Raw genomic sequence first — 13,037 nt, forward strand, 5'->3', positions numbered from 1 at the left:
GGGTCGGCGGCCGGCGTCCTTCGTGGCTCCCACGCCGACGCCCGCCGGACGGTGGAGATCGCGGTGTAGAGCATGTCGATCGGCGCGGACGGGTGCGTGAGGCGGACCAGGCCCGTCCGTTCGCCTGATCGGACGATGACCGGAATCCACCCGACTGACACGACCCGGGACTTTCGGGTGTCCTCCGTCACCTTGGCCCCTTTCGAGATGCGGGATCGGTCGGGATGCCCTTTGCTTGTTCGCGGGGCGCGCCCGCGCGCCCCCGCCCGGCCCCCTCGGCCATCCCTCAGCACTGTTCCGCCGCCACCGCTGCCGGCGCGTTCCACCATGCATGGACGGAGATCGATGTGACGACCCTGCGGGTCGGCGAGCAGCCCACCAGCATCCCGGGCCGGGTCCACCGGCCCACCCTCACCTCCCGGCCCCAGGTCCCGACGCACGCCGGGACGACGGGCACGCCCCCGCAGACCCGCCGCATCCTCATGCTCTCCTGGGAGTACCCGCCGGTCCTCGTCGGCGGCCTCGGCCGGCACGTGCACGCCCTGTCGGTCGCCCTCGCCGCCGCCGGGCACGAGGTCACCGTCGTCACCCGGCACACCGACGGCGCGCCCCTGGAGGAGTACGCCGACGGCGTCCGCATCGTCCGCGCCGCCGAGGACCCCGTCACCTTCCCCCTGGCCACCTCCTCCCTGCTCGCCTGGACCATGGCCTTCAACCACACCCTCACCCGCGCCGCACTACGCGCCACCGAGGCCGGCACCTACGACGTCATCCACGCCCACGACTGGCTCGTCGCCCACACCGCCATGACCCTGCGCGAACACCTCGACATCCCGCTCGTCAGCACCATCCACGCCACCGAGGCCGGCCGGCACCAGGGCTGGCTGCCCGAGGAGATGAACCGCACCATCCACGGCGTGGAGCACTGGCTGGCCGGCGAGTCGGGCCGGGTGATCGTCTGCTCCGGCTACATGCGCGACGAGGTGACCGGGCTGTTCGGGGTGCCGGCCGGGCGGGTCGACGTGGTGCCCAACGGCGTGGAGCCGCACCGCTGGCGGGTCCCGGCCGCCGCGGTGGCGCAGGCCCGCGCCCGCTTCGCCGGGGACGGGCCACTGATCACCTTCGCCGGCCGGCTGGTCTACGAGAAGGGCGTGCAGCACCTGATCGCCGGGCTGCCCCGGCTGCGCGAGCGGCACCCCGGCCTGCGCGCGGTCATCGTCGGCGACGGGCCGTACCGCGGCGAACTGGAGGCCGAGGTGCACCGCCTGGGCCTCGGCGGCACGGTCAGCCTCCCCGGTTTCCTCGGCGGCACCGACCTGCCCGCCGTGATGGCCGCGTCGGACTGCTTCGCCGTGCCGAGCATCTACGAGCCGTTCGGCATGGTGGCCCTGGAGGGCGCCGCCGCCGGCGCGCCCCTGGCCGTCGCCGCGACCGGCGGGCTCGCCGAGATCGTCGAGCCCGGGGTGACCGGGATGACCTTCCGGCCACACGACCCGGACGGGCTGACCGAGGCCGTCGACGCGCTGCTGTCGGACCGGGAGCGGGCCCGCCAGCTCGCCCGCCGGGCCCGCGTCATGGTGCACGAGCGGTACGGCTGGTCGGCCATCGCGCAGCGTACGGCCGCCGCCTACGCGGCGGCGATCGCCACCGCCGGGTCGTTCGCCGCCGAGCGGGTGACCCGGGTTCGCGCCGTGCCGTCGATCGCCGAGGGCAACCTGCTGGCCGCCGCCGGCCTGCGCTGACGGGGCCGGAGGCACGACACGACGAAGGCCGCCGACCCGGTGCGGGTCGGCGGCCTTCGTCGTCGGTACGGCCGGAGCTCAGCGCTCCGAGAACGGGGCGTACGCCCGCTCGGGGGCACCGGTGTAGATCTGCCGCGGGCGACCGATCTTGGTCTCCGGGTCGTTGATCATCTCGCGCCACTGCGCGATCCAGCCGGGGAGCCGGCCCAGCGCGAAGAGCACCGTGAACATCTTGGTCGGGAAGCCCATGGCCTTGTAGATCAGGCCGGTGTAGAAGTCCACGTTCGGGTAGAGCTTGCGGGAGACGAAGAACTCGTCGGCGAGGGCGATCTCCTCCAGCTGCATGGCGATGTCCAGCAGCGGATCGGGCTTGGACATCCGGCCGAGCACGTCCTGGGCCGCCTTCTTCACGATCGCCGCGCGCGGGTCGTAGTTCTTGTAGACCCGGTGGCCGAAGCCCATCAGCTTCACGCCGTCCTGCTTGTCCTTCACCTTGCGTACGAAGGACCCGACGTCGCCGCCGTCGGCCTGGATCTTCTCCAGCATCTCCAGCACGGCCTGGTTGGCGCCGCCGTGCAGCGGGCCGAAGAGCGCGTTCACGCCCGCCGAGACCGAGGCGAAGAGGTTGGCGTTGCTGGAGCCCACCAGTCGCACGGTCGAGGTGGAGCAGTTCTGCTCGTGGTCGGCGTGCAGGATGAACAGCATGTCCAGCACCTTGGTCATCACCGGGTCGACCTCGTACGGCTCCGCCGGCACGCCGAAGGTCATCCGCAGGAAGTTCTCCACGTAGCCCAGCGAGTTGTCCGGGTACAGCAGCGGCTGGCCGATCGACTTCTTGTAGGCGTACGAGGCGATGGTCGGCACCTTCGCCATCAGCCGCACCGTGGACATCTCGACGTGCGTGGAGTCGAACGGGTCCAGGCTGTCCTGGTAGAAGGTGGAGATGGCGCTGACGGCCGACGAGAGCACGGCCATCGGGTGCGCGTCGCGCGGGAAGCCGTCGAAGAAGCGGCGCATCTCCTCGTGCAGCAGCGAGTGCCGGCGGATCCGCTCGGTGAACTCGGTCAGCTGCTGCTGGGTCGGCAGCTCACCGTAGATCAGCAGGTAGGAGACCTCCAGGAACGAGGACTTCTCCGCGAGCTGCTCGATCGGGTACCCACGGTAACGCAGGATCCCCGCGTCGCCGTCGATGTAGGTGATTTCGGACGAGCAGGCGGCGGTGTTGACGAAACCGGGGTCGTACGTCGTCATCCCGGTTTCCTTCAGCAGCTTGCCCACCCCGATGCCGGCGGGGCCCTCGACCGCGGATTGCACCGGCATCGAAAGCTGCCCACCGGGGTGATCGAGCTTGACTTCCGTCATGGTTCCCTCGCTTCGCCGGCAGATCTGCGTTGAATTGCCTTCGCTTTTACCGTAATCACGGTCGAGGAGATACCGCCCGTCGTGGTTCGACGGTGAGGCATGCGTCACCCGTTTCCCGACCAGCGAGCCGGGAAACCCGCGCAATCCGGACGCGCCGGAGCCAACGAGGCATGGGAACGCTACCGCGCCGGCCCACCACGCCCGGCCCTCCACCCGGTCCCTTGCGCGGTGATCATGAGGTTTGCGTCTCAGGTAAGCGCGTTCTCGGGCGCAAACCTCATGATCACCAGCATCCGGCGCGGGGACGGCGCCGAGCGCCCCCGGGGCGGGGGGCCGGGCGAGGGCCCGGGGGCCGGGTCAGGTGAGGGTCAGGTGGAGGAGGGTGTTGTCGGTGGTGACGCGGTAGACGGTGAGGCGGTTGGCGCCGGCGTGGAAGAGCCGGTCGTCGGCGAGCAGGGCGGCGAAGCGGCGTCCGCCGGGGTCGCGGGGCACCACCGGGACGACCGCGCCGACCCGGCCGTTGACGGCGATCGCCAGCCGCGTGCCGTCGGGTACGTCGTCCGGCACGTCGCCCCAGACGGCGGCCGGCAGCCGCCCGGTGTCCGGGTCCACTTCGGCGAACGCGGCCAGGTCGGCGAGGCGGGCGGTGCCGCCGGTCGGGCGGTCGCCGACGGCGGTGCCCACCAGCGGATGGGGCGCGGGCGGCGCGATCGGGGCCGGCGCGCTGCCGGGTATCGGGGTCGGCTGGCCTGGGCGGTCGTAGAAGACCTTGCCCGCCTCGGCGCGCGGGGCCTGCCGGGCGGACCGGCCGTCGACGGGCCACGGGAGCCGGATGGCCGCCTCGTCGGCGATGGTGGGCAGCAGGTCGACGTGCTGCCAGTTCCGGTCGTCGGTCCGCCCGGCGCGCTGGCCCGGTGTCTTGACGAACGTCGGCACCCAGGCGACCTCGCCGGGGGCGGTCCGGATGGCGTCCATGCCCCGGCCCTGGGCGCCGGGGGTGAAGCTGACGCCGTGGTCGGCGGTGACCACCAGCAGGGCCTGGTCGTAGAGGCCGGTGGAGCGCAGGGTACGCAGGGTCTCGCCGATCAGCCGGTCGGTGTAGCCGAGCTGCGCCAGGTGCCGCCGGCGGGCCAGTTCCGCCCAGCCGTCGCCGTCGTTCGGCAGGTCCGCCGGGGCGTCGTAGCGCGCCCCCGACGGCAGGTACGCCCACGGCGAGTGCGGCATCAGCAGGTGCAGGAAGTGCAGGGTGGGCCGGGGCGCCGGCCGGAGCCCGGCGAGGAAGCTGGTGAACCGGGCCGGCTGGTTGTCGTCGAGGCTGTCCCAACGGAACTTCGGGTCCGCCGGCACCGGCTCGGCGGCGTCGATGCCCGCCTCCGCGCGGGTCTGCTCGCGGTACGAGTCCTCCGGGTCGACGCGGCTGTCGACCGGGGCGGTGACCTGGCGCAGCAGCCCGCCGGCCTGGCGGATCAGCACACCCATCCCCTGCTCGGGGCTGACCGGCTGCTCGCAGCGGCTGGGCGGGCAGAGCCGGGTGATGCTCTCCTCGGCGCGGACGTCGTACAGGCCGCCGAAGGCGGTGAAGAGGTTGTCCGGGTACTGCGAGTAGTGCGGCGCCGCCTCACGCTGCGGGTACCGGCCGGTGAGCATGGCCGGCAGCGCGTAGGGCGTCCAGCCGCTGACGCCGGTGGCGTTGCGGTACCAGGTGGAGCCGCCGGCCAGCTCCGCGAAGTGCGGGAACCGGGCGGCGTCGACACGCCCGTCCGGGCCGAGCAGGGACACCAGGGGCAGCTCGTCGAGGACCAGCACGACCACCGGCGGGTGGTTGCCGGGCCCGGCCACCCCGGCGGCGCCGCCCTCGCCCCGGGGCAGCACCACCGTGGAGGTGGGCGAGGCGAACACGAACAGCCCCACGAACAGCAGCGGCCCGGCCGCGGCCAGCCGCAGCACCCGCCCGGGCGCGCGCCAGCGCCGGTGCGCGGCGGCCCCGGCGGCCCCGACCACCGCGGCGAGCAGCAGCAGCGGTACGCCCCGCAGCGGCGTACCGTGCCGGCCGACCTGCACGGCCAGCGCGGCGAGCAGCAGGCCCACCAGGAGGGTGTGCGTGGCGGAGCGGGCGGCGCGTCCGGCCAGGCGGGACAGCGCGCCGGGCAGCGCGACGGCGGCGGTGGGCACCAGCGCTACCAACGCCACCAGCAGCATGATCTCGCGGCGGTCCGCGCGGTGGAACAGGAAGAAGTCGGGGCTGCGCCCGAGGACGTCCAGCAGCGGCTGGGTGACCACGAGCCCGACCAGCCCCGCCACCTCGGCCAGCCGACCCAGCTCCGTACGCCAGCCGCCCGGCCGCCCACCGGAGGCCCGGCCGCCGGACGGCCGGCCACCGGAGGCCCGGTCGCCGGGCGCGCGGTCCGGCGCGGGCGCCGGCTCAGCCACCCACGACCGCCGCGTAGAGCGTCCGGGTGCCCGAGGGCAGGTCGAGTCGCCGCGCGATCCGGCAGCGCGCGGCGAGCAGCCGTTCGAACTCGGCCGGCCGGTAGTCGGGGAAGAGCCCCTCGGGCTTGTTGGCCAGCAGCCGTCGGGCCATCGGGTCCTCGGGGTGGACGAACTCCACCACCACCCGGGCGCCGGGGGCGGCGAGCCCGACGAGCCAGTCCAGCACCTCGGGCAGCGGCACGTTGCGCCCGATCGCCAGGTGGTGCACCACGGCCAGGGCGAGGACCGCGTCCGCCTCGACCCGCTCCGCGAACGAGGCCCGCTCGACGCCGCGCCAGCCGCCGCCCGGCGACGGGTCGGCGAGGTCCATCACCAGGGGCAGGATCCGCCGCTCCCCCGCCGCGCGCAGGTCCCGGTAGAGCCCGTCCAGCACGCCGGGGTCCTGCTCGACCGCGACGACGTAGTCGGCGTGCCGGGCGGCGAGGCGGGCGTACCGGCCGTCGTTGGCGCCGAGGTCCAGCGCCAGGCGGGGCCGTGCCCCGTCGGCCAGCGCCTCGGCGACGAAGCGTTCCTTCGCGGCCCGGTCTTCGGCGGTGTACGCGCAGGTGCGCTGGTAGTCGACCCAGTGGCTGGCCGCCGGGCGGGGTTCCAGTCGCCGGACGAGCTTCTCGATCCCGCGTACGGTGGCCAGCGCCAGCTCCCGGGAGTAGCCGGCGGCCCGCAGCTGGGACCGGACGTCGGCGGTGCTGGCCCGGGCGTTGCGCCGCTGCATGGCGTCGTGCAGGTGCACGTGGGTGGGCACGCCGGGCAGCAGCCGCCGGACGCCGCCGAACAGCCGGCGCATCTGGTCGGGCTCGATGCCGTCGACCCGCGCGCGTAGCCAGGGCTGGAAGTCCAGCCCGAGGTGGGCGCCGATCAGCAACGGGTAGAGCAGCGTCTGGCAGAACTGCCGGTAGCCGGCCCAGGGCTCGCCGTCGCGCGCCGGGGTGAACGAGCCGACGTCGATGAACACCGGCTCGGCGCCCCGCCACTGGAGGTTGTACGCCGAGCCGTCCTTCGTGGTGAACCCGGCCGGCAGGGCCTCGCGGAGGATCTCCAGGTGCAGCAGCGCCGCGTCGCGCAGCATGGTGAAGGACCACTCGTACGGGTGGGAGACGAACGGGATGCGCTCGTGGCGGAGGACGGCGGCCCACCGGTCGGCCGACGGCACGGCCGGCGACTCGACCGCCTCCGTGCCGCACACCTTGCCGGCGGCGAGCAGCGGCGGGAAGAACTCGCTGGCGGTCAGCGCCCGCCACTCCCCGGCGGCCTGCGCGTCCAGCCCGCGAAGCACGTCGCCGTCGAGGTGGAAGACCCGGTTGGCGGGGTCGCGGAAGGAGCCGGGCTCGGCGCGCAGGCCGGTGCGGGAGTTCGCCATCGGCCGGGGTCAGCGCTGGTCGGTGGGCTGGCGGCGGAACCGGTCGACCAGTCGCCGCCAGTAGAGCTTGGCCGCCACCGCGGCGCCGGCCACCCCGCCGACCACCGCCTGCACGATCAGGCTGCCGGACCCCGCGTCCAGGTAGGCCAGGTGTTCCACCGACCGCTCCTTCCGTCGCGTCTCGAGATCGGCGTACGCGGGCAGGATCCCTGAGGGATTTGCCCGGAAAGCCGGACTTGTCTGACACGCTACGCCGATCGTCCCGATCGTGAGGGGCACACCCGGCACTCCGCCCGGTTGTCCGTTTCGTTCAAGACGAGCGCCGGGGGACGTCCTACCGTGACGGCCATGGCACCCACACTCGATCTCATCGGCATGGTCAGCAGCGACCTGCCCCGTTCCCTCGCCTTCTACCGGCGGCTCGGCCTCGACATCCCGGCCGACGCCGAAGCCGACCCGCACGTGGAGATCACCCTGCCCGGCGGGCTCCGGCTGGCCTGGGACACCGCCGAGACCGTCCGCTCCTTCGACCCCGGCTGGCGGCCGGGCGGCGGTGGCGGGGCCGGTCTCGCCTTCCGCTGCGCCGACCCGGCGGAGGTCGACCGGCTCTACGCGGAGCTAGTGGCCGAGGGGCACCCGGGCCACCTGCCCCCGTGGGACGCCTTCTGGGGCCAGCGGTACGCGGTGGTGCGCGACCCGGACGGCAACGCCGTGGACCTCTTCGCCCCACTCCCTGGGGCCTGAGCCGGGACCCCGCCCCGCGCGGCCGGCCGCGAGCGGCCGGCTCAGCGGGGCAGCAGGACGGTGGGCGGCACCCCGGCCAGGTCCCGCACGTCGCGGGTCAGGTGGGCCTGGTCGGCGTAACCGCAGCGGGCCGCCACCTCGGCCAGCGGGGTGCCCGCGCGGGCCATCGCCAGCGCGCGCCGCATCCGCAGGATCCGGGCCAGGGTCTTCGGGCCGTACCCGAACAGGTGCCGACACCGACGGTGCAGCGCGCGCGGGTCGAGGCCGGTCCCGGCGGCGGTCTCGGTCACGCTGGCACCGGCGGCCAGCGCGGCGGCGACCCGGGCCCCGATCGGATCGGGCCCGCCGACCGCCCGCAGCCGCCGCACGACGATCTCCGTGAGCACCTCGGCCGGGGCCGCCTCCGCCCGCTCGGCGAGCTGGGCGACGTCCCGGTCGCCCCACAGCTCGGCCAGGGGAACCCGCCGGTCGCGCAGCTCGACGGCCGGTACGCCGAGCACCGCCGGGCCGGTCCCCGGCGGCAGCCGCAGCCCCACCCAGCGCTCCGCCGGCCCGCCGCCGCTGAGGTGCGCGGTGCGGTCCGGACCGGCCACCGTCAGCCCCGAGCGGCTCGACCAGAGCAGGTCGAGGCAGCCGTCGGGGAGCACCCTGGTCGGCGCGGCGCCCGCCGTCGTGGCGCTGGTCCAGAGCACCGCGCCGGCGAACCCGGCCGGACGTTCCCGGTACATGCCGCCCAGCCTGCCACGATCGGGCTAGCCTCCGGGTGTGCGATGGTCGGTGCTGGACGCTCCCCTCGACTCCTCCGGACGCGGCCGGGGCGAGCACCGGGCGCCCGCGGCGCTGCGGGCCGCCGGGCTGCTGGGCCGGGTGGGCGCGGCCGACGCCGGGGCGGTCGACGCCCTGATCACCGACCCGGTACGGGACCCGGAAACCGGGGTGATCGGCGTCGACCAGGTGCGCCGCGCCGGCCGGGCGATCGCCGCCCGCACCACGACGCTGATCGGCGCGGGACGACACCCGCTGGTGCTCGGGGGCGACTGCGCGATCCTGCCCGGCATCCTGCAGGGGCTGCCCTCCGGCTTCGACCTGTGGTTCCTCGACGCCCACCTCGACTTCGAGGACGGCCGCACCTCGCCCACCGGCGAGGGGGCGGACATGGACCTGTCGATCGTCACCGACCACGGCCCGGCGGGGGTCCTCGACCGGGAGGGGCCGCTGGTCGACCCCGACCAGGTGCACGTGCTCGGTCACCGGCCGCTCGACCGGGCCGCGACGGACGGGAAGGAGGCCTCCCGGGTCGATCCCGCCGTCCACCTGGTGCCGGCCACCCGGCTGCGGGGCGCCGACGCGGCGGCGGTGGGCCGGGAACTCGCCGTCGGTACGACGCCGGCCTGGCTGCACCTCGACCTCGACGTGCTCGACCCGCTCGTGCTCCCGGCGGTCAGCTACCCCGAGCCGGACGGGCTGGACTGGGCCGACCTCGTGGCGCTGGCCCGACCACTGGTGTGCTCGGGTCGGCTGATCGGGATGAGCGTCACCGACTTCAACGCCGACGAGGATCCGGACGGGCGGCACGCGGAGCGGATCGGGCAGGCGCTCGCCGAGCTGCTGGCCGACTGACCGGCGTCGCGCGCTCAGGCGTCGGTGGTGGCGCCCGGCAGCCGGACGGTGAACACGGTCCGGCCGGGCCGGCTGGCCAGCTCGACGGTGCCGTGGTGGGCCTCCACCACGGCGGCCACGATCGCCAGGCCCAGGCCGGTGCTGCCGTGGGCCCGGGACCGGGAGCTGTCGCCCCGGGAGAAGCGTTCGAACACCTCGGCCCGCAGCGCCGGCGGCACGCCGGGCCCGTCGTCGGCGACGCCGAGCACGGCGACGTCGCCGTCGATCCCCAGGGTGGTGGTGACCGTGGTGCCGGGCGGGGTGTGCACCCGGGCGTTGGCCAGCAGGTTCGCCAGCACCTGGTGCAGTCGGGCCGGGTCGCCGGGGACCCGGACCACGGTCGGCGGCAGGTCGAGCCGCCACCGGTGCCCCGGCCCCGCGACGTGCGCGTCGCCGACCGCGTCCACCACCAGGGCGGACAGGTCCACCGGCTCGACCACGAGCGGTCGGCCCGAGTCGAGCCGGGCGAGCAGCAGCAGATCGTCGACGAGGCTGGTCATCCGGGCGCTCTCGGACTCGACCCGGCGCAACGCGTGGGCCACGTCGGGCGGCACCTCGTCCCGGCCGCGCCGGGCGACCTCGGCGTAGCCCCGGATGGCCGCCAGCGGCGTACGCAGCTCGTGGCTGGCGTCGGCGACGAACTGGCGTACCCGCGTCTCGCTGGCCTGGCGGGCGGCGAGCGCGGCGCCGACGTGCCCCAGCATCCGGTTCAGCGCCGCGCCCACCTGCCCGACCTCGGTGCGCGGGTCGGTGTCGGCGGCCGGGACCCGCACGGACAGCGCGACCTCCCCGCGGTCCAGGGGCAGCTCGCTGACCCGGCCGGCGGTGGTGGCGACCCGGCGCAGCGGGCGCAGGGTCGCGCGCACGATCAGGGCACCGGCCCCACCGGCGACGAGCAGCCCCGCGGTCGCCACGCCGGCCTGCGCGGCGACCATCCACCAGACGGTCTCCGACACGCCCGACAGCGGCAGGCCGAGCACCCGCACGGTCCCGCCCGGAAGCTGGCGCGCCACCACCCGGTAGTCGCCGCGCTCCCCCAGCTCGCGGGTGCGGGGTCGGCCGTCGGTGGGCAGGTCGGCGAGTCCGGCCAGGTCCTCGGCGGGGACGGCGCGTTCCTGCCGGTCGGCCAGGGTCCAGGCCCGGACCACCCGGCCGTCGGCCACCTCGGCGGCGACGGTCCCCGGCGGGAGGCCCCGGGGGATGCGCGCGTTCGGCCCGCCGGGCGGCACCTCGAAGGGCGACGGCGCCCCCCGACCGGGACCGGCCCGCATCGGCGTCAGCTGGTCGTCGACCCGGTCGATCAGGAACTGCCGCAGCGCGACCGTGGTGATCCCGCCGATGGCGACGCTGACCAGGGCCAGCAGGGCGACCAGGATGACCACCAGGCGGGTCCGCAGCGACACCCCGGCCAGCCGGCGACGGAGCCGGCCGGCGGCCCCCTCACTCCGCCGGCCGGAGGACATACCCCGCGCCGCGCAGCGTGTGGATCATCGGCTTCCGGCCCGCGTCGATCTTCTTCCGCAGGTACGAGATGTACAGCTCCACCACGTTGGCCTGGCCGCCGAAGTCGTAGTTCCAGACCCGGTCGAGGATCTGCGCCTTGCTGAGCACCCGGCGCGGGTTGCGCATGAGGTAGCGCAGCAGCTCGAACTCGGTGGCGGTGAGGGTGATGGGGCAGCCGTCGCGACGCACCTCGTGGCTGTCCTCGTCGAGGCTGAGGTCGCCGACGGTGAGCACCGCGTCGGGGCGGGCGGCGACGGCGAAGCCCGAGCGGCGCAGCAGCGCCCGCAGCCGGGCGATCACCTCCTCCAGGCTGAACGGCTTGGTGACGTAGTCGTCGCCGCCGACGGTCAGCCCGGCGATCCGCTCCTCCACCGCGTCGCGGGCGGTCAGGAAGAGCACCGGCACCGTCGGGGCCTGCTCACGCAGCCGGCGCAGCACCTGGAAGCCGTCCAGGTCGGGCAGCATCACGTCGAGCACCACGGCGTCCGGCCGGAACTGCCGCGCCGCGCTCAGCGCCGACGTGCCGTCGCCCGCCGTGCGCACCTGCCAGCCCTCGTAGCGCAACGCCATCGACAGCAGGTCGGCCAGGGTCGGCTCGTCGTCGACCACCAGCACCCGCACCGGCTCCCCGTCGGGGCGGCGCAGCTCGATCCGGCCCGCCCCGGTCCGCCCGTCCGTCACCATGGTCCCATCGTGCGCCCGGCCGCTGTGCCCGGCTTGTGCGCCACCTGTGCCCCCGCTGTGCGTCGGCCGCCCCGTCCACCGCCGGGCGACCGACCGCCCCGACCGACGTGCGAGGGGCGGTCTCACTCGGTCATGCCCACCGGGTAGGTGTGCACGAAGCGCATCGTCCAGGTGCCGCCGCCGGTGGGACGCTCGCGCCGGTAGAGGTGGTCCGGCCCGCCGCCGGTGGCCGGTCCGGCGCCGTCGGGGTGGCGCAGGATCCAGTGCGCCGGCGGGGAGCCGTCCGGCTCGGCGGGCACCGCCCGGACCAGGTCGTGGGCCGGGCCGCCGACGAAGCGTACGGTCACCTCGCTCATCCGCGCGCCCGCCTTCCTGCCGTGCCGCCCCGCAGCGGCCCCGGCTCGCAAGCTACCGCAGCAGTGTGCGGCCCCGCCCGGATCCGGCAGCGGTTTGCCCTGATCGGAGCCCGGGTACCGCAGCACCGGGGGCCCGTCGAGGGACGGGCCAAAGGGCGCAGGGAGCGGTCGATGAGAACGCTGGACGGGCGATACCGGCTCGAACAGCGCATCGGCATCGGCGGCATGTCGGAGGTCTGGCGGGCCCACGACGCGGTGCTGGACCGGCCGGTCGCGGTGAAGGTGATGTCCCCCGGGCAGGAGGGTCAGGACACCTCGGTGGATCGCATCCGCGCGGAGGCCCGCTCCGCCGCAAGGCTGGTGCACCCGAACGTGGCCTTCGTGCACGACTTCGGCACCTGCGGGACGGGCCCCGAGGGGCAGGTGCCCTACATCGTCATGGAGTTGGCCGAGGGCGAGACGCTGGCCGCGCACCTGCGGGCCGGACCGCTGGACTGGCGCATCGCCGTACGGGTCTGCGCCGAGGTGAGCGCCGCGCTGGCCGCGGCCCACGCGCACGGCATCGTGCACCGCGACGTCAAGCCGGCGAACGTGATCCTGACTCCGGCCGGCGTGAAGGTGCTCGACTTCGGCATCGCCACCCCGTCCGGCACCCCGGACCGGTCACCGGAGGGGATGGTGGTCGGCACGCCGGCCTACCTGGCGCCGGAGCAGCTGGAGCGGGCGCCCGCCACCCCGGCCGCCGACATGTACGCCCTCGGCGTCCTGCTCTACTACTGCCTCACCGGGCGGCTGCCGTACCAGGCGGGCACCACGACCCAGCTGCTCGGCGCGCGCCGGCGGCAACCGCCGCTGCCGCTGCCGGAGATCGAGGGGCTGCCGCCGGAGGTGGCCGACCTGTGCGCGAGCTGCCTCGCCGACGACCCGGCCGACCGACCGTCCAGCCTGATGGCGGCTCTGCTGCTGGCCGAGGCGGTGGATGCCCGGGTGTACGTGCCGCTGCGGCAGCCCACGGCGCCGCGGCAGCGCGTCGGGCCGATGTCGCCGTGGACCGAGCGGGCGGCGGCCGAGGTGACCGAGGCGGCCCCCCTTCCCGACTGGTCGACCCAGGCCGGCTGAGCCTCCTCCCGCGCCCCGGCA

12 protein-coding genes are annotated in these 13,037 nt (G+C 75.2%); 4 read left to right on the forward strand and 8 right to left on the reverse strand.

What is annotated here, in order from left to right; translation table 11 throughout:
• Positions 1-347 precede the first annotated feature (347 nt).
• On the forward strand, positions 348-1,742 hold the full coding sequence (locus AB0883_RS19290; protein ID WP_366642520.1) for a glycosyltransferase family 4 protein: 1,395 nt from the start codon (positions 348-350) through the stop codon (positions 1,740-1,742).
• A 78-nt stretch (positions 1,743-1,820) separates the two neighbouring features.
• Here AB0883_RS19290 and AB0883_RS19295 read toward each other — a convergent pair whose 3' ends face one another.
• The 4 genes from AB0883_RS19295 to AB0883_RS19310 form a co-directional block, all read right to left on the reverse strand.
• Positions 1,821-3,104: a citrate synthase gene (locus AB0883_RS19295; RefSeq protein WP_366642521.1), complete on the reverse strand. Its 1,284-nt coding sequence runs from the start codon at positions 3,102-3,104 to the stop codon at positions 1,821-1,823.
• A gap of 357 nt (positions 3,105-3,461) precedes the next feature.
• Positions 3,462-5,534 carry a sulfatase-like hydrolase/transferase gene (locus tag AB0883_RS19300; RefSeq protein WP_366642522.1) on the reverse strand — a complete coding sequence of 691 codons (2,073 nt, stop codon included), beginning with the start codon at positions 5,532-5,534 and terminating at the stop codon, positions 3,462-3,464.
• Positions 5,527-6,951, reverse strand: coding sequence for a class I SAM-dependent methyltransferase (locus AB0883_RS19305; protein WP_366642524.1), 1,425 nt, complete (start codon positions 6,949-6,951; stop codon positions 5,527-5,529). Before AB0883_RS19305 ends, AB0883_RS19300 begins: the two co-directional genes overlap by 8 nt.
• Positions 6,952-6,960: 9 nt before the next feature.
• On the reverse strand, positions 6,961-7,110 hold the full coding sequence (locus tag AB0883_RS19310) for a hypothetical protein (RefSeq protein ID WP_165947858.1): 150 nt from the start codon (positions 7,108-7,110) through the stop codon (positions 6,961-6,963).
• Positions 7,111-7,299: 189 nt separating this feature from the next.
• On the opposite strand from AB0883_RS19310, the gene AB0883_RS19315 reads away from it, so the two are divergent.
• A complete protein-coding gene (locus AB0883_RS19315) occupies positions 7,300-7,695 on the forward strand; it encodes a VOC family protein (RefSeq protein WP_366642525.1) in 396 nt (131 codons plus the stop codon).
• A gap of 41 nt (positions 7,696-7,736) precedes the next feature.
• Here AB0883_RS19315 and AB0883_RS19320 read toward each other — a convergent pair whose 3' ends face one another.
• Positions 7,737-8,423, reverse strand: coding sequence for a helix-turn-helix transcriptional regulator (locus tag AB0883_RS19320; RefSeq protein ID WP_366642526.1), 687 nt, complete (start codon positions 8,421-8,423; stop codon positions 7,737-7,739).
• A gap of 37 nt (positions 8,424-8,460) precedes the next feature.
• Between AB0883_RS19320 and AB0883_RS19325 the strand changes: the two genes are divergently transcribed.
• A complete protein-coding gene (locus AB0883_RS19325) occupies positions 8,461-9,315 on the forward strand; it encodes an arginase family protein (protein WP_366642527.1) in 855 nt (284 codons plus the stop codon).
• A gap of 14 nt (positions 9,316-9,329) precedes the next feature.
• Here AB0883_RS19325 and AB0883_RS19330 read toward each other — a convergent pair whose 3' ends face one another.
• The 3 genes from AB0883_RS19330 to AB0883_RS19340 all read right to left on the reverse strand — a co-directional run bounded on the left by AB0883_RS19330 (position 9,330) and on the right by AB0883_RS19340 (position 11,897).
• Complete coding sequence (locus tag AB0883_RS19330) at positions 9,330-10,766, reverse strand: HAMP domain-containing sensor histidine kinase (RefSeq protein ID WP_366642662.1); 1,437 nt, start codon at positions 10,764-10,766, stop codon at positions 9,330-9,332.
• Between the two features lie 28 nt (positions 10,767-10,794).
• Positions 10,795-11,541 (reverse strand): response regulator transcription factor, encoded by a 747-nt coding sequence (locus AB0883_RS19335; RefSeq protein ID WP_366642528.1) that lies wholly within the window; start codon positions 11,539-11,541, stop codon positions 10,795-10,797.
• 122 nt (positions 11,542-11,663) lie between these two features.
• Positions 11,664-11,897 (reverse strand): hypothetical protein, encoded by a 234-nt coding sequence (locus AB0883_RS19340; RefSeq protein WP_366642529.1) that lies wholly within the window; start codon positions 11,895-11,897, stop codon positions 11,664-11,666.
• A gap of 171 nt (positions 11,898-12,068) precedes the next feature.
• Here AB0883_RS19340 and AB0883_RS19345 point away from each other — a divergent pair, with 171 nt between their 5' ends.
• Positions 12,069-13,016, forward strand: coding sequence for a serine/threonine-protein kinase (locus tag AB0883_RS19345; protein ID WP_366642530.1), 948 nt, complete (start codon positions 12,069-12,071; stop codon positions 13,014-13,016).
• The last annotated feature ends 21 nt before the right edge of the window (positions 13,017-13,037 follow it).

It is taken from the genome of Micromonospora sp. NPDC047812 (assembly GCF_040704175.1).
Lineage (GTDB): Bacteria > Actinomycetota > Actinomycetes > Mycobacteriales > Micromonosporaceae > Micromonospora.